20 protein-coding genes and 1 pseudogene are annotated in these 15,991 nt (G+C 28.8%); 19 read left to right on the top strand and 2 right to left on the bottom strand.

Annotation, left to right across the window (positions count from 1 at the left end):
* Positions 1 to 181: 181 nt before the first annotated feature.
* The 4 genes from bpuSUM_RS04755 (at position 182) to bpuSUM_RS04740 (ending at position 2,607) form a co-directional block, all read left to right on the top strand.
* Positions 182 to 1,513, top strand: coding sequence for a DUF244 domain-containing protein (locus tag bpuSUM_RS04755; protein ID WP_247066507.1), 1,332 nt, complete (start codon positions 182 to 184; stop codon positions 1,511 to 1,513).
* A 10-nt stretch (positions 1,514 to 1,523) separates the two neighbouring features.
* The gene (locus tag bpuSUM_RS04750) at positions 1,524 to 1,733 is read left to right on the top strand and encodes a hypothetical protein (RefSeq protein ID WP_247066505.1); all 210 of its coding nucleotides are present in this window, start codon (positions 1,524 to 1,526) and stop codon (positions 1,731 to 1,733) included.
* 16 nt (positions 1,734 to 1,749) lie between these two features.
* On the top strand, positions 1,750 to 2,121 hold the full coding sequence (locus bpuSUM_RS04745) for a single-stranded DNA-binding protein (RefSeq protein WP_247066503.1): 372 nt from the start codon (positions 1,750 to 1,752) through the stop codon (positions 2,119 to 2,121).
* Between the two features lie 69 nt (positions 2,122 to 2,190).
* Positions 2,191 to 2,607 carry a DUF261 family protein gene (locus bpuSUM_RS04740; protein ID WP_247066501.1) on the top strand — a complete coding sequence of 139 codons (417 nt, stop codon included), beginning with the start codon at positions 2,191 to 2,193 and terminating at the stop codon, positions 2,605 to 2,607.
* Between the two features lie 132 nt (positions 2,608 to 2,739).
* Here the strand turns inward: bpuSUM_RS04740 and bpuSUM_RS04735 are convergent, their stop codons facing one another.
* Both bpuSUM_RS04735 and bpuSUM_RS04730 read right to left on the bottom strand, forming a co-directional pair.
* A complete protein-coding gene (locus bpuSUM_RS04735) occupies positions 2,740 to 3,480 on the bottom strand; it encodes a tyrosine-type recombinase/integrase (RefSeq protein WP_247066499.1) in 741 nt (246 codons plus the stop codon).
* A 465-nt stretch (positions 3,481 to 3,945) separates the two neighbouring features.
* Positions 3,946 to 4,377, bottom strand: coding sequence for an Mlp family lipoprotein (locus bpuSUM_RS04730; protein WP_247066497.1), 432 nt, complete (start codon positions 4,375 to 4,377; stop codon positions 3,946 to 3,948).
* A 166-nt stretch (positions 4,378 to 4,543) separates the two neighbouring features.
* Here bpuSUM_RS04730 and bpuSUM_RS04725 point away from each other — a divergent pair, with 166 nt between their 5' ends.
* From bpuSUM_RS04725 to bpuSUM_RS04655, 15 genes and pseudogenes are all read left to right on the top strand, one after another.
* Positions 4,544 to 5,110, top strand: a complete 567-nt coding sequence (locus bpuSUM_RS04725; RefSeq protein ID WP_247066495.1) for a DUF603 domain-containing protein — start codon at positions 4,544 to 4,546, stop codon at positions 5,108 to 5,110.
* Between the two features lie 11 nt (positions 5,111 to 5,121).
* Complete coding sequence (locus bpuSUM_RS04720) at positions 5,122 to 6,474, top strand: PBSX family phage terminase large subunit (RefSeq protein ID WP_247066557.1); 1,353 nt, start codon at positions 5,122 to 5,124, stop codon at positions 6,472 to 6,474.
* A 40-nt stretch (positions 6,475 to 6,514) separates the two neighbouring features.
* Entirely contained in the window at positions 6,515 to 7,114 is a 600-nt protein-coding gene (bdr, locus tag bpuSUM_RS04715) for a Bdr family repetitive protein (RefSeq protein WP_247066493.1), read from the top strand.
* A gap of 149 nt (positions 7,115 to 7,263) precedes the next feature.
* Positions 7,264 to 8,499 carry an anti-CBASS protein Acb1 family protein gene (locus bpuSUM_RS04710; RefSeq protein ID WP_247066491.1) on the top strand — a complete coding sequence of 412 codons (1,236 nt, stop codon included), beginning with the start codon at positions 7,264 to 7,266 and terminating at the stop codon, positions 8,497 to 8,499.
* A 14-nt stretch (positions 8,500 to 8,513) separates the two neighbouring features.
* Positions 8,514 to 9,215 carry a DUF1357 family protein gene (locus bpuSUM_RS04705; RefSeq protein ID WP_247066488.1) on the top strand — a complete coding sequence of 234 codons (702 nt, stop codon included), beginning with the start codon at positions 8,514 to 8,516 and terminating at the stop codon, positions 9,213 to 9,215.
* A complete protein-coding gene (locus bpuSUM_RS04700) occupies positions 9,200 to 9,754 on the top strand; it encodes a DUF228 domain-containing protein (RefSeq protein WP_247066486.1) in 555 nt (184 codons plus the stop codon). The genes bpuSUM_RS04705 and bpuSUM_RS04700 overlap by 16 nt, the downstream gene beginning before the upstream one ends.
* Positions 9,755 to 9,759: 5 nt before the next feature.
* Entirely contained in the window at positions 9,760 to 10,560 is an 801-nt protein-coding gene (locus bpuSUM_RS04695) for a DUF228 domain-containing protein (protein ID WP_247066477.1), read from the top strand.
* 15 nt (positions 10,561 to 10,575) lie between these two features.
* The gene (locus bpuSUM_RS04690; RefSeq protein ID WP_247066476.1) at positions 10,576 to 11,157 is read left to right on the top strand and encodes a DUF228 domain-containing protein; all 582 of its coding nucleotides are present in this window, start codon (positions 10,576 to 10,578) and stop codon (positions 11,155 to 11,157) included.
* A 20-nt stretch (positions 11,158 to 11,177) separates the two neighbouring features.
* Entirely contained in the window at positions 11,178 to 12,152 is a 975-nt protein-coding gene (locus bpuSUM_RS04685; RefSeq protein ID WP_247066474.1) for a hypothetical protein, read from the top strand.
* Positions 12,153 to 12,167: 15 nt separating this feature from the next.
* Complete coding sequence (locus bpuSUM_RS04680) at positions 12,168 to 13,130, top strand: hypothetical protein (protein ID WP_247066472.1); 963 nt, start codon at positions 12,168 to 12,170, stop codon at positions 13,128 to 13,130.
* Between the two features lie 14 nt (positions 13,131 to 13,144).
* A complete protein-coding gene (locus bpuSUM_RS04675; RefSeq protein WP_247066362.1) occupies positions 13,145 to 13,585 on the top strand; it encodes a DUF3890 domain-containing protein in 441 nt (146 codons plus the stop codon).
* Positions 13,585 to 13,959 (top strand): DUF1506 family protein, encoded by a 375-nt coding sequence (locus bpuSUM_RS04670; protein ID WP_247066470.1) that lies wholly within the window; start codon positions 13,585 to 13,587, stop codon positions 13,957 to 13,959. The genes bpuSUM_RS04675 and bpuSUM_RS04670 overlap by 1 nt, the downstream gene beginning before the upstream one ends.
* A pseudogene (locus bpuSUM_RS04665) lies at positions 13,950 to 14,317 on the top strand (hypothetical protein). The gene bpuSUM_RS04670 and the pseudogene bpuSUM_RS04665 overlap by 10 nt, the downstream one beginning before the upstream one ends.
* A gap of 27 nt (positions 14,318 to 14,344) precedes the next feature.
* Positions 14,345 to 14,863, top strand: coding sequence for a DUF764 family protein (locus bpuSUM_RS04660; RefSeq protein WP_430644658.1), 519 nt, complete (start codon positions 14,345 to 14,347; stop codon positions 14,861 to 14,863).
* A 4-nt stretch (positions 14,864 to 14,867) separates the two neighbouring features.
* On the top strand, positions 14,868 to 15,986 hold the full coding sequence (locus tag bpuSUM_RS04655) for a DUF787 family protein (protein WP_247066553.1): 1,119 nt from the start codon (positions 14,868 to 14,870) through the stop codon (positions 15,984 to 15,986).
* The last annotated feature ends 5 nt before the right edge of the window (positions 15,987 to 15,991 follow it).

The raw sequence follows: 15,991 nt of genomic DNA, 5'->3' as shown, positions 1-15,991 counted from the left end.
AGTTTTTCTCCTATTAAGTTTTACTTTAACTATAATAACTTAGTGATTGTTGGAAAGTAAACCCATTTATAATAAAAATATTTTTTTTGTAAATTTTACAAAAAAAATATATCAAAAATTTTGACAAAAACAGTTTTTTTGTTATATTATTTTATTTATAAAACTTAATAGGAGATTAAATATGACAAAAATAAATGAACAAAAATCAAAGGAAGAGATGCAACAATTTGATTTGTACAGGCAAATGGTGTTTAAGGGTTTTGAATCTTTTGCATATCAGAGTCAAGAAGATCTTAAAGGTAAACAAAAACAAGAAAGTAAAATAGGTAGAGTTGGACGTAAATTACCAAAAATTGGTAAGAATGAGTGTTTTAAGTTTAATAGTAAGGTTGACTTTAGTATACAAAGAAGAGCTTTACACAGGGTAGGAGCTAGTGAAGTTGGTAGTCTGTTTATGGGAGCTGATTATTTAGAAGAGATATTTATCGTAAGAATTCTTAAATCAATAGGAAGGGAAATGCCTTTTGAAGAAAATTTGAGTATTAAAAAAGGAAAGGCTTTAGAGAATTTAATAATTGACGAATTTGTAAAAACTTATGATAAGAATATTCATATATTACATAAAAATAAATATTCAAACGGTATTGATAAATATAATTACTTTAAAAAAGTTGAGGGCTGTGAGACATTAGTTGGTGCTACAATTGATGCTTGGTTTGTTAACGGGGAAGGTGATGCTGAACTTTTAGAGACAAAATGCAGCGATTCATTTCAAATACAATGCGGTGCTTCTGAATATAATAGAATTGGTAATTTTCTAGATAATAAATATTTCTTTAAGTATTACGTACAAGTACAGATGCAACTCTTATGTACGGGATTGAAAAAAGGAAACTTATTCTTTTTATTTGGTGGAGATACTACAAACTGTGTTATTGAGAGAGACGATGCATTTATAGCAAAGATTATGTTTTATATGGTGGCTTTTAATGTTGAGATTAACAACGCTCTTAAGTATATGAGAAGCTATAATGATATTGAGAGTGCAAGTAATGAAGAGTTTGTTGAGAGAATAAAATCATTTTTAAATAAAAGTGAATTTTATAATACCTTGGCACAATTAGACTTTAGACAAGAATTTCTTAAGTTTGTTAAGTTGACAAATCTAGAAGTTGAGAATGAGCTTGGTTTAAAAAATGATATTTTTATTTTAAATAAAATGGTTGAGCATATAAGTAAAGTTGAGGCTGAGAAAGCAAAAGAAGCTGAGGAGATTACCAAAGTAGTTAAATTAAAAGTAAAAGAAAAAATTCAAGATATGATGAGGACTTATTCAATTAGTAATAATATCTATTATAATTTTGAAGGAATTTTATTCTCGTTAAACATGAGAAAAAGAGCCATTAAAGATAGATTTAAGGTGTTTAGTTATAGTTATACTCAAGTAAATGGGCTTTCTAATTTTAGTAGTAATTCAAATGAATGGTCTACACCTATTTTAAAAGCTGTTTAAGGGTACCTTTATGAGATTTATGTTTATAGCTTTATTTTTAGTAATTACTTACAAGATTTTAAAATTTTTATGTAAGTTTGGTGTGAGAAGTATAAAGAATCTCGTTCAAGCTTATTATGCAAGACAAGAATTTTTAGAAAATCTTGAGAGACTTGATTGTGATTTAAGACGTATGGAACTTTTAAGTAGGATTCATGATAAGGAGAGTTCTGGTGTTTGATATTAACTCGTTAAGTATGTCTGGTCGTTTAACAAGAAACTGTGAGGTTATTTATACTAGTAATAGTTTTCCTATATTAAAATTTACACTAGCTAATAATAGAGGTGTAAAGAAGAATAACTGTGTTACAAGACAGGCTCAATTTTTTGACTGTGTGATTTTTGGAGCTAGAGCTGAGAGTCTTGCTGCTTTACTTAAACGAGGGGTTCAAGTTGTACTTAGTGGAGCCCTATCTTATTCAAGTTGGAATGATAAGCGTACAGGTGAGGGTAAGAGTAAATACAGTATTTTGGTAAATGATATTTGCGTTTTAAACTCATCAATTAAAACACAAGATATTAATGAGAATAAGCTTGAAGATGAGTTTTATGAAGATATTCCTTTTTAATATCTATATTTAACTTAAGGTAAGTAGGGGTGGTAGTTTTAAAAATAAAGATTGTAAGTGAGATTATATATGAAAATAACGCAAAATAACCCAAATTTAGTCTCAGCAGTACGTCAGTGGGGATGTTACTTTTTATCTCTTCATTATTACGTATCAGTTTTTAAAAAGTTGCAGTTTAGTGTTCTTGATATAAATAGGAATTATCATAACTTTGTTAAGTCAGGGTGTATGAGAAGTAATTGTTATATTCTAAATCCATGCGCTGTACTGAGACGGTTTGATATCAGTGCAAGTGTGAGGTGGGAGGGCCCTGCTTACAGATGTTTAGATGGAGAATTTGAGATAAGTGAAGTTAAAATAAAAAATACACCAGGATATCATTTTATAGCAACTAATTTGTCTTCTGTACTTTATGATTCACTCTCTCTTAGAGAGCGAGGAAGGGAGTATAATGTTACGTCTAAACGTGTGTTTAGAAAAATATAAATCTCTATTTATAAAAAAAAGAGACTCTCCGGTCTCTTTTTTTTAATGGTAAAAGGTTAATATAAATATTTTATAAATAAGCTGTATTTATTATACATAATATTTTGTAAAAAAATAGATATTTAGCAAAATTTATTTCAAGCTAGTTTTGATATCTTTGTAAGCCTGTATTTTACTTGCACTTGAGAGACCATAAACATTATCAATCTCAGAAGTAGATGAATATTTCATAAGTTCTTTTATTTGGAATGCATTATAACCACGTGATTTTAGAGTAGCTATGAATATATTTCTACATAAATGAAGAGATTTTCTTTCTTTAAATCCTCCCTTAATGAGTAATTCTTTAAATTTTTCGGTAATCTTTTTTATATTAATTTTATTATCACGAAATCTAATCTTACTTTTTTGAAATAGATATGTACGTCTTGCATCCATACCTTTTTTTTCGAAATAAGTTTTATGGGCCCTCATAATAGCGTCAAATTCATCTTTATTAATTACAACTTCTCTTATGCAAACACCTCTTCTCTTTTTTGCAACATTAACACGCAGGCTATAGAGTAGTTCATTATTACTACCTTTTTCTTTTGATATCTGGTCAAGTTTTATATTTTGTACCTCAACACCCCTACAACCAGTAACTGAGAGTAAGTGTACAAACCATCCTGAAATGGGGTCTAGACTTTTAAGTCTCTCTATAGAGCGTTTTACGAGTCTAATTGTCTTGTCATTAAGATAAAATCTAGTTTTGGGTTTAGTAATAATTTGCTTTTTAGAAGGATTGGTAATTAACAACAGTTCTTCTCTTAAGAGTTCATTTTCTTTAATTAAATTTTTTATTTTTTCTTTAAGTAAATCATTCACTATCATGTAATTTTAAAGTTAACTAAATATTATAAAAATTACTAAACTTGTGTAAAAAATATTAGCAAATACTTACACGTAGAGTCAATTTTTAAAGGTCGCCATTGTATAGAAAATATGCTCTTATACATATTTGTAATAAATATAAAGGATATTTTTTTGAGAATTTAGGGAATATAACTAGCATTCTTTCCATTGTTATTAACAAATACTTATAATTTTACTTCCCATATGCTTTATTTATCTACTCAGTAGCTTTCAACTTTGCAATGATGGATTACTTAGTACAAAATTTAAGTTCTCTATTTCTGTTAACTTAAAGTTTACTTTTATAGTTACTCTTACCATTTTTGTAACGAGTTTAATTTATTTTCTATTACACATCTTTATCTAGAATTTTTGTTGTCTTGTTCTTTTAAATATTCTTTTTTAAATCTATCTCGTCTTAACTTCCTTATTATTAGAGTTTTATTAACCCCCTGCTCCGTTTGCTCCACACATGCTTTGTAATTGACTGTTTTCACCAACAATATTGTCTAAATTATTATTGCCTTTAAAATATTCCTTTACTAAGGTTTTAAAAGTGCTTTTATCCCCATCATTTCCGTTACATTTTTCGAGCTCAGTATGTATATGTTCAAGTACATCTTTAACTTTTCTTTCATCTTGTTTTAGAATTTCATTTAGTTTATTATCATCACTTAAAGCATCTTTTAAAAATTCTAAACCTTGCTTTTGACTATCATTTAGCTTTTCTCTTAATGCGTCTTCAGGTGTTTTTTGTACTTCTTCTTGTTCTTCCAAATTTCTTTTAACTCTACTCTTAGGTGTAGCATTTCCATGCTCATATTCACAACTACTAATTAGTAGTGCCAACACCAAAATAAAATTAATTTTATTCATATAAATCCCCTTATCTTTTTTGTTTTAAAAATATATCTCTATTTACATATCTTTAATGTACATGTACGTATAAGTATTAATTGTTTTTGTAAAATTTATTGTTTTGTTATAAATTTTATGTTAAATATATTTTTGTTAACCTATTAGTTAACTTATATTAAAAGGTATGATTAGGGTAAAGAAATCGTTTGATGATTATGTTGTGTATTTTAGAGAAGGGAAGCTTAATGACGCAGGGATAGCAAAAGAGCTTGGAGTTAGTCGTGTTAATGTAGGAAAGATGAGACGCAAATGGGAAGAGATTAAGGATGACCCTGAGTATATTAATGGTGCTGCTAAGCTTACTATTTGTGAAGATACTTTAAATAATATATTATTTCATGCATCACAAAGTACAGCCCAGGCGCGTGATCTTAAAAGTCAGTTTAGTATGGCTAAAAGTATGTTGGGACTAGAATTTATAAATTCATTTAGTCGTTATTTAGAGTTAGAACTTAAAACTCATAATTACAAAATAGAAGAACTCGAGTCTCAAATTAGCAATCTTTACAAGAAGACTTTAAGTAAAAAAGTTGCACATTCAGAAGAAGAGAGTCGTGAGCTTGAAGAGTTAAAACTTAAACTCGATGAGCTTAAAAGGGAGAGAGAACTTAAGAAAATGTCACTATGTTACAAGACAATGCTAAAGCTTAAAGCTACTGATACAGATGTGCGCTCTAAATTACAAATTTAAAGGATATGGTAATGGATATATATAAGCTGCCTATATTTAAAGAAATGCAGCGAGAGTACAAGCGTGATTTTGGTATTGATATATCTAATTTTATTAAGCCTAAAGCATTGGAGGTTGATTTTAAAGGGTTTGAAAGTAAATATTTAACTAAAAAACAACTTAAAGTAGTACGTAATATCGAGAAGAATAAACAAAGTAAAATTATCCTCTCAGGTGGGATTGCTAGCGGTAAAACATTTCTAGCATGTTATCTATTCTTAAAAATACTGCTTACAAATAGGAATGTGTATAAAAGAAATACTAATAATTTTATAATAGGAAATTCCCAAAAATCATTAGAGGTTAATGTTATGAGTGAGTTAGAAGATATTGCTAGTATGCTTAAAATACCCTTTAGGCCAAAATTTTCTAATACATCATATTTTGAAATAGACTCACTAAGAGTTAATTTGTATGGAGGTGATAGGGCAAGTGATTTTGAGCGGTTTAGAGGCTCTAATTCAGCGCTTATTTACGTTAATGAAGCAACTACACTGCATAAAGAAACATTAATAGAATGTTTAAAAAGGCTTAGAGTAGGAATGCAGGCAATTATATTTGATACCAATCCAGATAGTCCTGAACATTTCTTTAAGCTTGATTATATTGATAATACAAAAATTTACTCTACATATAACTTTACAACATATGATAATGAATTAATTTCTCGGGATTTTATTAAAACCCAAGAAGAGATTTACAAGGACATTCCAACATATAAGGCAAGGGTTCTACTTGGAGAATGGGTCTCGTCCTGTGATGCGATATTTACTAATGTTAATCTTACAAGTAAGCATGAATTTATATCCCCAATAGCATATTTAGATCCTGCATATAGTATAGGAGGAGATAATACAGCTCTTTGTGTTTTGGAGCGAGTAGATCAAAGTTATTATGCGTTTATTTTTCAAGAAAAGTTACCAGTAGGTGATCCTAAAATGTTAAATACAATTAAAACTATACTTACAAATCTTAATGTACACAAACTATATGTTGAAGATAGGGATAACGTTTCTGGGCATGGGAATGTGACTAAAATGTTTCTTAAACTTAGGGCGGGTATGAGTCATAATTTTAAAATTGCTCCAATTAAACCTATAAGTAATAAATTTACTAGAATTGCTACGTTAATAGAGCCATTTGCAACATCTAAACTTAGTATTATGGATTATTCAAGTAAGTCAGCTATATCTGATATTTATAAGTACAAAGGAGATGGTAAGAGTGATGATGATTCATTAGATAGCCTATCAGCATCATATATGTTATTGACTCTAAGTATGCGTACTCTTAAAGCTCATTTTACTAAAATAAGGTTCCTATAACAGTTAAAATATTATATAATAATTACATAAGGAGTTTTTTATGGGACTTGCTCAACGAGTTATTACTCAGCAAATGGTTATAGCTGAACTTACTAAAGCCGGTATTAAGAGAGATATTGCTATTGACCTGTCTTATAGGTATTATCGTAATGAGCTGACTTATAAAGACATTGAATTCTTAAAAGAAAACTTTGATATAAAATTGAAACACTTAGAAGATGGGATTAGTAGTGTTAAGGATGAATTTAATACCAAAATAGATACTAAATTTAATGAACTCGATAAAAAAATAGACACCGTTGAGAGTAACTTTAACCTTAAGCTTGAAAAAGTTGAAGCTCTCTTACAATCTGAGATTCAAAGGGTTGAGACAACTTTAAAATCTGATATTAGAGACCTTGACAATAAAATAGATGCAGTTGAGAATAATCTTAATAATAAGATAGATACTAAATTCAATGAACTTGATAACAAGATAGATACAGTCAGAAGTGAATTAAAATCTGATATTAAGGATCTTGATAATAAGATAGAGAAATCTACATTAGAATTTAAAAACACATCTAAACTCCATAATTGGATGTTTGGTACTATCATAACTCTTACTTTAGGTATTTTATTAGCATTATTATTGAAATAATTTTAATTAAATAAAAAATAAATTTAAGATTTTTACCATTTTTAAGTTCCCCCCCAATTAGTACAGATACAATAAAATATCTATATATTATTGTATCTGTATTTGTTTCTTTTATTTTGACAAAAACTATTATTTTTGCTACAATCTATATGCAAACTGAAATTAAAGGAACAAATTTGTATTATTTTGATGAACTAAAGAAACGATCAAATAAGATCTGTCCTTTGGAATTATATAAATATTCGCTTGTTTTTAGGAACTATATAGAGAATCCTGCTGAGGATGCACTGAAGAATGGTATTCATCTTGAAAGTTTAGATAATATTAGTGAATCTGAGATAGCAAGACTTAAAAGAGAGCTTAAAGATGCTCTTTTAAATCTTATAATTAGTTATAGATTTAATGGTGCAGGATATATTTTAGTTCTAACTCGTGATGAACTGACAGAATTAGAAGAAGAAGTAAATTCTGAATTGCCCATTGGATTTAAATATCTAGATTTCAATTTAGTTAAAGATTTGGGCATTTATGACCAGTATATTACTTACACAGTAAAAGAAGGAAATACCACTTATTCTTTAGTTAAGATACATAAGAGTAGACTCATCATTTATGATAATTATGATTATGTCTTAAAACGTTACACACCATGTTATAGTGAAAGTTTTTTACTTAATATTTATCTACTTGAGAAAATTTATACAGAGATAGATAAGAGAATAGAGACACATAATTTTCTTTTTTATAAAGATGAAGCATTAGTTGGACTTCAAGATGCACTATCAAATGCAACTGCATCATTAAACAGCTTAACACATAGAAATAATAGTAATAATGGATTATTTGCAGGTCTATTTCAAAGACAAAGACAGGATAATAACAGCATATGCGATCTTAAGAGTATTAATGATAGTCTCTCAAGAGAAATCGAGAGATTAAAGTCAAGTTTAAATAATGAAGGAATATTTTACACTTCAACAACAGATGCATCATTAGAGGTAATTAAGTATGATTTGTCTTATTTAAAAGAGGCATTGGCATTAGTAAAAGCTAAGATAGGAGCAGATACAAAAGAGCCACTAACTCGAAGTTTTAATGAACAGACTAAAGGTTTGGGAAATGATGGGAAGGGAGATAGATCCAATTATTATGATTTTCTTAAAGGAATACAAGAAGCAGTAGAGATTGCTGTCAATATTAAACTATCTAGGTATTTTGGTTTAGAGATGAAATTTAATTCTCTTGTTATGCTTAGTGAAGAAGAGAGAGTAGATAGAGATCTCAAATTAATAGAATTTTTCGGTAAATATAGTGAACTTATAAATAAAAGTGTTTTAAGCAAAGATGAAATATCAAAGCTAAAAGAAAAATTATTTTCAATTTAGGTTAAGGAGTTTTCATGGAAAAAGATTCAGATGTAAATACAGAAGAAGTAGTAATACAGACTAATGATAATAGCTCTTCTGATAAGTTTAAACGTATAAGTCAAGAAGAGTTTGAAGAGTATATGCAGCTTAAAGAAAAGGTAACTCGAGAAGATGAAAGGGTTAATAAATTAAGTATAAATGACCGAATTGCACGTGAACTTGCAAATGCAGAAGATAGAGAGCGAGTAGAGAAACAGTTACTCTTAGAAGCTGAAAAGATAAATGAAATTGATCAATTAGCAAAAGCACATTTAAGCAAGCATTTTGATAAAGATACTCTTCTTTCTAAAGGTTATTCACTGAAAGAAATAATGCAAGCACAAAGAAGAGAGTTAGTGAGAAAATTTGTTCCTAAAGAACAAATAAAAGCTATTTCCAAGCTAGATAATTTTGAACATTTAGATGGAGAGATATTAGAACAACTTGTATCTTTAGCAAAAGTGAATATAAGCATGAGAAAACGTGCTGCAAGTAATATTGACTCTAAGCATGGTGATATTATCTCTAAAATAGAGAATAGAATATCATTATTAGATTCAGGATTTTCACCAGTTAACTTTGATGAATTTAATATTTCTGTTGCAAATGCTTATAAAGATAGAATACATGAGTTTTATAACCTTAAAGAGAAAAAAAAACAGCTTAAGGAGATATATGCATGTCAGAGACTATAACAAAACTTAAAGAAGAATATGATAAAAAGGTAAAAGAAATACAAGACCTAATGAAAAATCCAAATAGGGATCCTGGTCTTTTTAGTAATAATGTTGATTTTAGAGATAAGAATTTAACCTTTGCTAATTCTGGTGGAAGTATAACTTCAAAAGTAGATAAGTTAGAGAATTATCCTGTTAAAGGATATCCATACAAACGTGGTGTTAAGTTATCTTATGAGGCAAGTGATAATACTGAACCTTGTGTAGAAGCTGGGGGTGGTACTGATTTATATGGTATATGCATAGATATTGATGACTTTACTGGTATAGCAACTGTACTGCCAATAACAAATAATTTTACGGGATATTTAGTAGTAAAGAAAGATGGTCAAAGTTCAATTAATCCTGGAAATAAAATTAAAATTAATACAGATGGTGAAGTTGAAAATAACAGCAGTTCAGGTGGTGTTAATGGAATAGCCTTATCAAAGGCATTTCAAGTTAATACTAACTTATACATAGCATTAGTAAGTATATGTGGAAACAGAGGTAATTAAGAATAGTGACTAGCAAAGCAAACCCATCAAAAGATGAACTTAGAAGTGATCATGATACTCAAACTGATTTTCAAATGGGTGATATTGATTTAAGTGATACAGAAGATCAAGAACTTTTTAAAAATCTATTACAAGAATCCCAATTACAAAAAAGTCAATTACAAGAGGATTCTACAAGATCAAAAAGACGAAGTAAAAGAAGCACCCCAATATTAGAAGAAACTACTGAAGGTAAGTCACTTAAAGAGATTATCTTAAAATTAAGGAAATACTTTAAGAGTTTTGATACTCAAGCTGCTGTGTTTAAAGCACCAACTACTTTTCAAGATAAAAACATAAGAGTAGATGCAATTTCACAATCTCTCTCAAGTAGTACAGACAAATTAGAAGAATACCCAGCTTTAGGATTTCCATATAAACGTGCAGTAAAGCTAAAAGTAGAGACAGATACTAAAAAAAATGACGAAGTTCAAGTTGAAGTTAGTGATGGGAATAACATGTATGGAATATGTGTTGATATTGATCCTTATACTAATGTAGCAACTATACTTCCTATTACGAATAATTTTACTGGATATGTAATTGCACAAAGTTCTGTTAGTTTGCAAATAGGTGATAAATTAGATTTTAATTCTAATGGAGAAGCTGTTAAATCATCTAATACCTCATCAGTCAAAATTAATGCTATAGCATTATCAAATAAATTTACAATACAACTTACTAATGATGAGAGTAAGAAAAGCAATGATGAGTATACATTAAATTTAGTTAAAATAGCTCTTTATGGCAATAAAGCCATTGGTTAAAGGAGGAGATTTACATTGTCAAATGTAACTGAATTAGTAAAACAATATGAAGAGAAAGCTAATAGTATTAAAAAGTTAATGAAAAATCCTATTAGTGATGCAGGGGTTTTTAGTAATAAAATTGATTTTAGGGATAAAAATTTACACTTTGCCAACCAAGGTGGGACTGTAACTAATAGTAAAGACAAATTAGAAAATTATCCTGTCAAAGGTTATCCATACAAAAGAGGAGTAAAACTAGTTGTAGAAAATCCAAGTACTTCTAATAACAATCCACACTATGAACCACATGTTGAGGTTGGTGGTGAGAATGATCTATATGGAATATGCAGTGATATAGATGAGTTTACTGGCATAGCAACAGTAATACCTATTACAAATAATTTTCAAGGGTATTTAGTAGCCAAACAAAATAGTGGTATAAAAAGAAAAGATAAAGTTAAATTTGATGCAAATGGTGAGCTTGAAAAAGATAGCTCAAGTAATGGCAAAATTAATGCCTATGCTTTATCAGATGCAATTTCACTTGATGGTACTACAAACAAAATTTGCATAGTTAATGTAGCTATTTACGGTAATAAAGCCAGACCAAGTTAATAAGTTAAAGGAGGTTAGAGATGTCAGAATTATATGATCAAAATTATTATGCAAAAGAAATAGCGAATATTTTCTCAGAAATTAAATTACCAGTATTTTATAACTGGTTTTCAAAAGAACAAATTGAAGATGTTGATTTAAAGATGGGATATTTAAAAACAATTAAATGGGATGCATTTCTTAATGCTAATCCTACAACATTAGTAAATGAAGTTAATACTATTGCAACCATTGGATTTCGTTCAGAGTCAGTGAGACTTAATTATTTAAAGTTACAATATAAATTTAGACACTTAAAACAAACTTCTGAAAAATTTTATAAAGATAATGATTATGCTGGAGATGTAAATAATAATTTACTTCCATTTGGGGAGGCATATAAACTTGCAACAAATGAAATAATAAAACTAATAAATCATTTTGTATTAACAGGTACTGTGTCAATCCAAAAAGATGGAAAGAATCAAAAACGAATGTTACCTAATATGTATGGGCTCTTAAATATGCCAGATCAAGTAAAAGAAGAAGTTGAATCATCAAATAAAGATAAAATGGATAAAATATTTGAAAGTATCGAAAAGGGTCTTGCAAAATTAGAGCTAGGAGATGAATTCTCAACTCCTATGATGGTGTTAGTTGATCCAGTAACAAGTTTAAAGTTAGTTAAACCATATGCAATAACAAATTCTTCTTCATCATCTAATGTTTATTCTTCTAATGATTCTTGGGAGGACTTCCTTATTAAGACAATAAAAGCTGTTAATAATAGAAGAGAAGTCTATATTGAAACAAGTAATTTACTTCAAAATCAAATACTCATTTATCCATTAAATGCTGAACTAATTAAGTTCAAACCAAGTAAATATATGCTACCAATGCCAAATGAGCAAGTGGATAGAGATTCAACTGATATTGCACATTCATATCTTGATTTTGTACTTGGTGGACTCTTAGCAACAGAGAAAACAATTTTACGAGTTGATATTAAGGCATAAAGTTAGGAGAATTTGATGTTAGAATTTAATGCTAGAGAAATAGTAGGGTTAGAAAATTATGCAAGAGAACCAATGTTTTATAAGTGGTTCTCAAGTAAACAAATTGAAGAGAACGCCACTTCCTGTAATTATATCAACGTAATAAAATGGGATGCGTTTCTTAACGCTAATCCAACAACGTTAACAGATGAATTTAATACTGTCTCAACTATTGGATTTAAAGCACATCTAATTAAGCTTGATTACCTTAGATTGCAGTATAAGTTTAGACATTTAAAGAAAACTGCTGAGAAGTTTTATAAAAATAATGATTATACGGGTGATGTAAATAATAATTTACTGACCTTCGAGCAAGCATACAAACTTGCAAGTAATGAGATTATCGAGCTTATTGACCAATTTATCTTAACAGGTGATGTTTCAATCCAGAGAGATGGAAAGAATCAAAAACGAATGCTTCCTAATATGTATGGGCTCTTAAATATGCCAAGACAAGTTAAAGAAGAAGTTGAGGCTTCAGATAAAGATAAGATGGATAAGATCTTTGAAAAGATAAAGTCAGGACTTTTAAAGCTAGAACTTGGTGATGAATTCTCAACACCTTTTATGGTATTAGTTGATCCAATAACAAGTTTGAAACTTATCAAACCATGTGCAATACCAAATACGTCATCATCATCTAATGTTTATTCTTCAACTGATAAATGGAGAGATGTTATTACTGATACAATTAAGGCTATAAATGATTGGCAAGAAGTATATATACATAAAAGTCATTTACTTCAAAATCAGATACTAATTTATCCATTAAGTCCTAATCTTATTAGACTTAAATCAAGTAAATACATGTTGCCAATGCTAAATAGACAAATTGATAAGAATTCAAGTGATGTTGCACATTCATACCTTGATTTTGTACTTGGTGGACTCTTAGCAACAGAGAAAACAATTTTACGAGTTGATATTAAACAATCTTAAAGGTTAACCTGGTAATGCAACAGAGAACAGCTCAACAAGAGATAGAGAGACAAGAAGAAGAATTATTTATAAGCAGGCTTCACTCTAATATTATTTCCCTTTTGGGAATAAGCATAGAAGAATTTTCTATTCAAAGCTTTATGATGCAAATTAATCTCTTAGAGTCAATATTATTAGCTAATGGAATCCAGTCAGAGAAGCTTACTTATAATGATATCTTCTTGCTTACTTACTATCATATTGGATGTGAACTGAGGAAAAAGGGGATTGTCCGTGAACTTGAATTTGAGAGAATAAAGAGAGAAAAATTCAATGAACTTGAAATTGACTATCACCCTATATCTGATACTAGTCAATCTGACAGTTGTAATAAAAACTTCTGTTTACGATTTGATGCGTATCTAGATAAAGTTAAAAGAGATACTACTTCTCCTTCCTGTATAGGAGTTGTGTAATGAATAATCTTAGAGATAAGTTATCACAAATGTCACAACGTATGATATTTACATACAAAGCCCCTGCTCCTTTACGTTTATATAAATTTGAAACTATTACACTTGATGATAATTCTTATCAGAGGGTATTTAATAAAGAAGACTACTTAGAATTTACAGGCATTATTATAGATATAAGTCCCCAAGAATTAAGGATGATTTATGACTCAAATTTATTTGATTTACAAGGACTCTCTAAACTTTATACAAGTGATGATATTATCTTCAATCTTCAAGATAGAATTTCTATAGGTGATAATTATTACGAAATAGTAAGTATTGACTCTTCTATTGGTTACCAAACACTAATTTTAAAGGATATTGTATGGAAATAGAGTTAGAGGTTGGTTGGTTTGGGGGCAGAGCTAATGTTGCACGCATGCATGAGATTGGCGCTAATAATTTACCAGTACGTAAACATTTAAGTGAAGTTGCTGCTAGTTGTGAGTTTAGAGAATATATCAGTAATGATTATATAAAAAATGAATTTAAACGTGATCCTAGATCTGGAATGAGTGCCATTGGAGAAGCATTTATAACTTATTATCAAAATTATGTATTGTCAAATAAAATCAAGCCTGAACTTAGTCCAAATACAATTAAGCAAAAACTAAAAAAGGTAGTGGTAATCCAGAAATTACTCTTGTTGATACTTCACGAATGCTAAATGAGATTAGTTATAAGGTGAATTGAGTGCTTATTGGGTTAGAGGTTATACTTATGCATATAATTAAAATACTAAATGACTTTAAAGAATATGCTCATGCTAAAAGTGAAAACATATGTAAGGTTATTAATACATATAATCATCCATATCTACTCTCTAATATAACTACGAGCGAACCTAATATTATTGCATTTAAATTTACATCTGAAGATGGCTTACTTGCTCACAACTCTCATTATGGTACTTTTTATGATAATATTTGTGAGTTTAATATTAACTTCCAAATATTTATTATCTCTCTTGTAATAAATTCAAATGACTATGATGCTTACAATAGAATGTTGACTTTATATAGTTTACTTAAAGAATTTTTACATAACAGAGTAAATAAATACACAGTTAAGGACGCTCATGAACCTGACTACATAAAACATCTCAATATCTATATACGTCCAACATCTAATATGCAAAATACAGGTCTCATTACTTTGGGAACAAAATGTAGTAACACTGCTTATAGCTCATCAGCTAGTTTTAAAGCTGGAATCCAAATATTTGAAAGGAAGGAGTAATACTTTGCCACAAGATACAATTAGTGTAAATCTAATTAATAATAAAGTACATAACACAACAATAAACTATTATTCTCCGTTACTAGTTTATAAAACATTAAAAATTAATGTGAATAAAGATAGTACAAATTATAAAGTCTTAAATCTTACAATAAATAACTATGAAAAGCAAATAGAAGCATTAGAAAAGGAAGATAGTAATGGAGAGGATGATTTTAACAAAGAGAAGGAGATGTTAAAGAATACTATGTCTGATTTCTTTAATTCTCCAAGTGTAGCATTAAAATCAGCTATGCTCTTTATTTATAAAGATAAACCTGAGACTATTAAAACTTATCTTAAAACACACAGACATTCATTTGTTGTTCTAATTAATACTTATGATAAAGATAATAATGGTGATGACGGGCTAGTTGTATACAAAGATGATTACTTGAAATTCAAGATGCCAGATACTTTCTTTATTTTCTCTACTAAAGAGAGTGAAATAAAAGAGCTATTTAAAGATAAAAGCTCCCTAGAGAAAACAAATAATATAGCTATTTATAGTAATAAGCGAGATAATCTACATCTTAAATTTACAGCTAAGTATTTATATGAAGCTTGTATGTTTCACAGTGTAAATCCATATGGCATGAATCTTGCTGCAAGACCACTTGTTGATGATGAAGTAATAACTAAACTAAGAACTGCAAATATTAATTTCTATTCTTATCTTAACGAAACAGGTCTTGATAAAGTATCAGCATTTAAAGAAGGAGTTGATCTTGCAGGAAATCCTATTGACCAGTTATTTACTTATCACTATATAAAACAAGAAGCAATAATTGAACTTATTAGAATTTGGAATATTAATAATAGACAAAATAGTAAATTATCTAACATGCAATTATCTGGAGCAAGAGATAATGCATATACATCAGCAATTGAATGCTTACTAAAGAGATATATAGAGAGAGGACTTATTGTAAGCTACTCAAACTTAAATATTATACTCTCACCATCACCACAACTTAAATTAGAACTAACTATTGATATTACTTATAACTACAGTATCAACTCAGTATCTTTCATTATTACAACCAAAGATATAACTGATTACTTAAATAAACTCGAAAATTAAGGAGG

Source organism: Borrelia puertoricensis, assembly GCF_023035875.1.
Classification (GTDB): domain Bacteria; phylum Spirochaetota; class Spirochaetia; order Borreliales; family Borreliaceae; genus Borrelia; species Borrelia puertoricensis.
This window is presented reverse-complemented; position numbering and strand designations above follow the sequence as displayed.

What these genes read in the sequence shown, in the direction of transcription:
- bpuSUM_RS04755 (WP_247066507.1), top strand. Translation starts at nt 182, where the DNA reads ATGACAAAAATAAATGAACAAAAATCAAAGGAAGAGATGCAACAATTT.
- bpuSUM_RS04750 (WP_247066505.1), top strand. Translation starts at nt 1,524, where the DNA reads ATGAGATTTATGTTTATAGCTTTATTTTTAGTAATTACTTACAAGATT.
- bpuSUM_RS04745 (WP_247066503.1), top strand. Translation starts at nt 1,750, where the DNA reads ATGTCTGGTCGTTTAACAAGAAACTGTGAGGTTATTTATACTAGTAAT.
- bpuSUM_RS04740 (WP_247066501.1), top strand. Translation starts at nt 2,191, where the DNA reads ATGAAAATAACGCAAAATAACCCAAATTTAGTCTCAGCAGTACGTCAG.
- bpuSUM_RS04735 (WP_247066499.1), bottom strand. Translation starts at nt 3,480, where the DNA reads ATGATAGTGAATGATTTACTTAAAGAAAAAATAAAAAATTTAATTAAA.
- bpuSUM_RS04730 (WP_247066497.1), bottom strand. Translation starts at nt 4,377, where the DNA reads ATGAATAAAATTAATTTTATTTTGGTGTTGGCACTACTAATTAGTAGT.
- bpuSUM_RS04725 (WP_247066495.1), top strand. Translation starts at nt 4,544, where the DNA reads ATGATTAGGGTAAAGAAATCGTTTGATGATTATGTTGTGTATTTTAGA.
- bpuSUM_RS04720 (WP_247066557.1), top strand. Translation starts at nt 5,122, where the DNA reads ATGGATATATATAAGCTGCCTATATTTAAAGAAATGCAGCGAGAGTAC.
- bdr (WP_247066493.1), top strand. Translation starts at nt 6,515, where the DNA reads ATGGGACTTGCTCAACGAGTTATTACTCAGCAAATGGTTATAGCTGAA.
- bpuSUM_RS04710 (WP_247066491.1), top strand. Translation starts at nt 7,264, where the DNA reads ATGCAAACTGAAATTAAAGGAACAAATTTGTATTATTTTGATGAACTA.
- bpuSUM_RS04705 (WP_247066488.1), top strand. Translation starts at nt 8,514, where the DNA reads ATGGAAAAAGATTCAGATGTAAATACAGAAGAAGTAGTAATACAGACT.
- bpuSUM_RS04700 (WP_247066486.1), top strand. Translation starts at nt 9,200, where the DNA reads ATGTCAGAGACTATAACAAAACTTAAAGAAGAATATGATAAAAAGGTA.
- bpuSUM_RS04685 (WP_247066474.1), top strand. Translation starts at nt 11,178, where the DNA reads ATGTCAGAATTATATGATCAAAATTATTATGCAAAAGAAATAGCGAAT.
- bpuSUM_RS04680 (WP_247066472.1), top strand. Translation starts at nt 12,168, where the DNA reads ATGTTAGAATTTAATGCTAGAGAAATAGTAGGGTTAGAAAATTATGCA.
- bpuSUM_RS04675 (WP_247066362.1), top strand. Translation starts at nt 13,145, where the DNA reads ATGCAACAGAGAACAGCTCAACAAGAGATAGAGAGACAAGAAGAAGAA.
- bpuSUM_RS04670 (WP_247066470.1), top strand. Translation starts at nt 13,585, where the DNA reads ATGAATAATCTTAGAGATAAGTTATCACAAATGTCACAACGTATGATA.
- bpuSUM_RS04660 (WP_430644658.1), top strand. Translation starts at nt 14,345, where the DNA reads ATGCATATAATTAAAATACTAAATGACTTTAAAGAATATGCTCATGCT.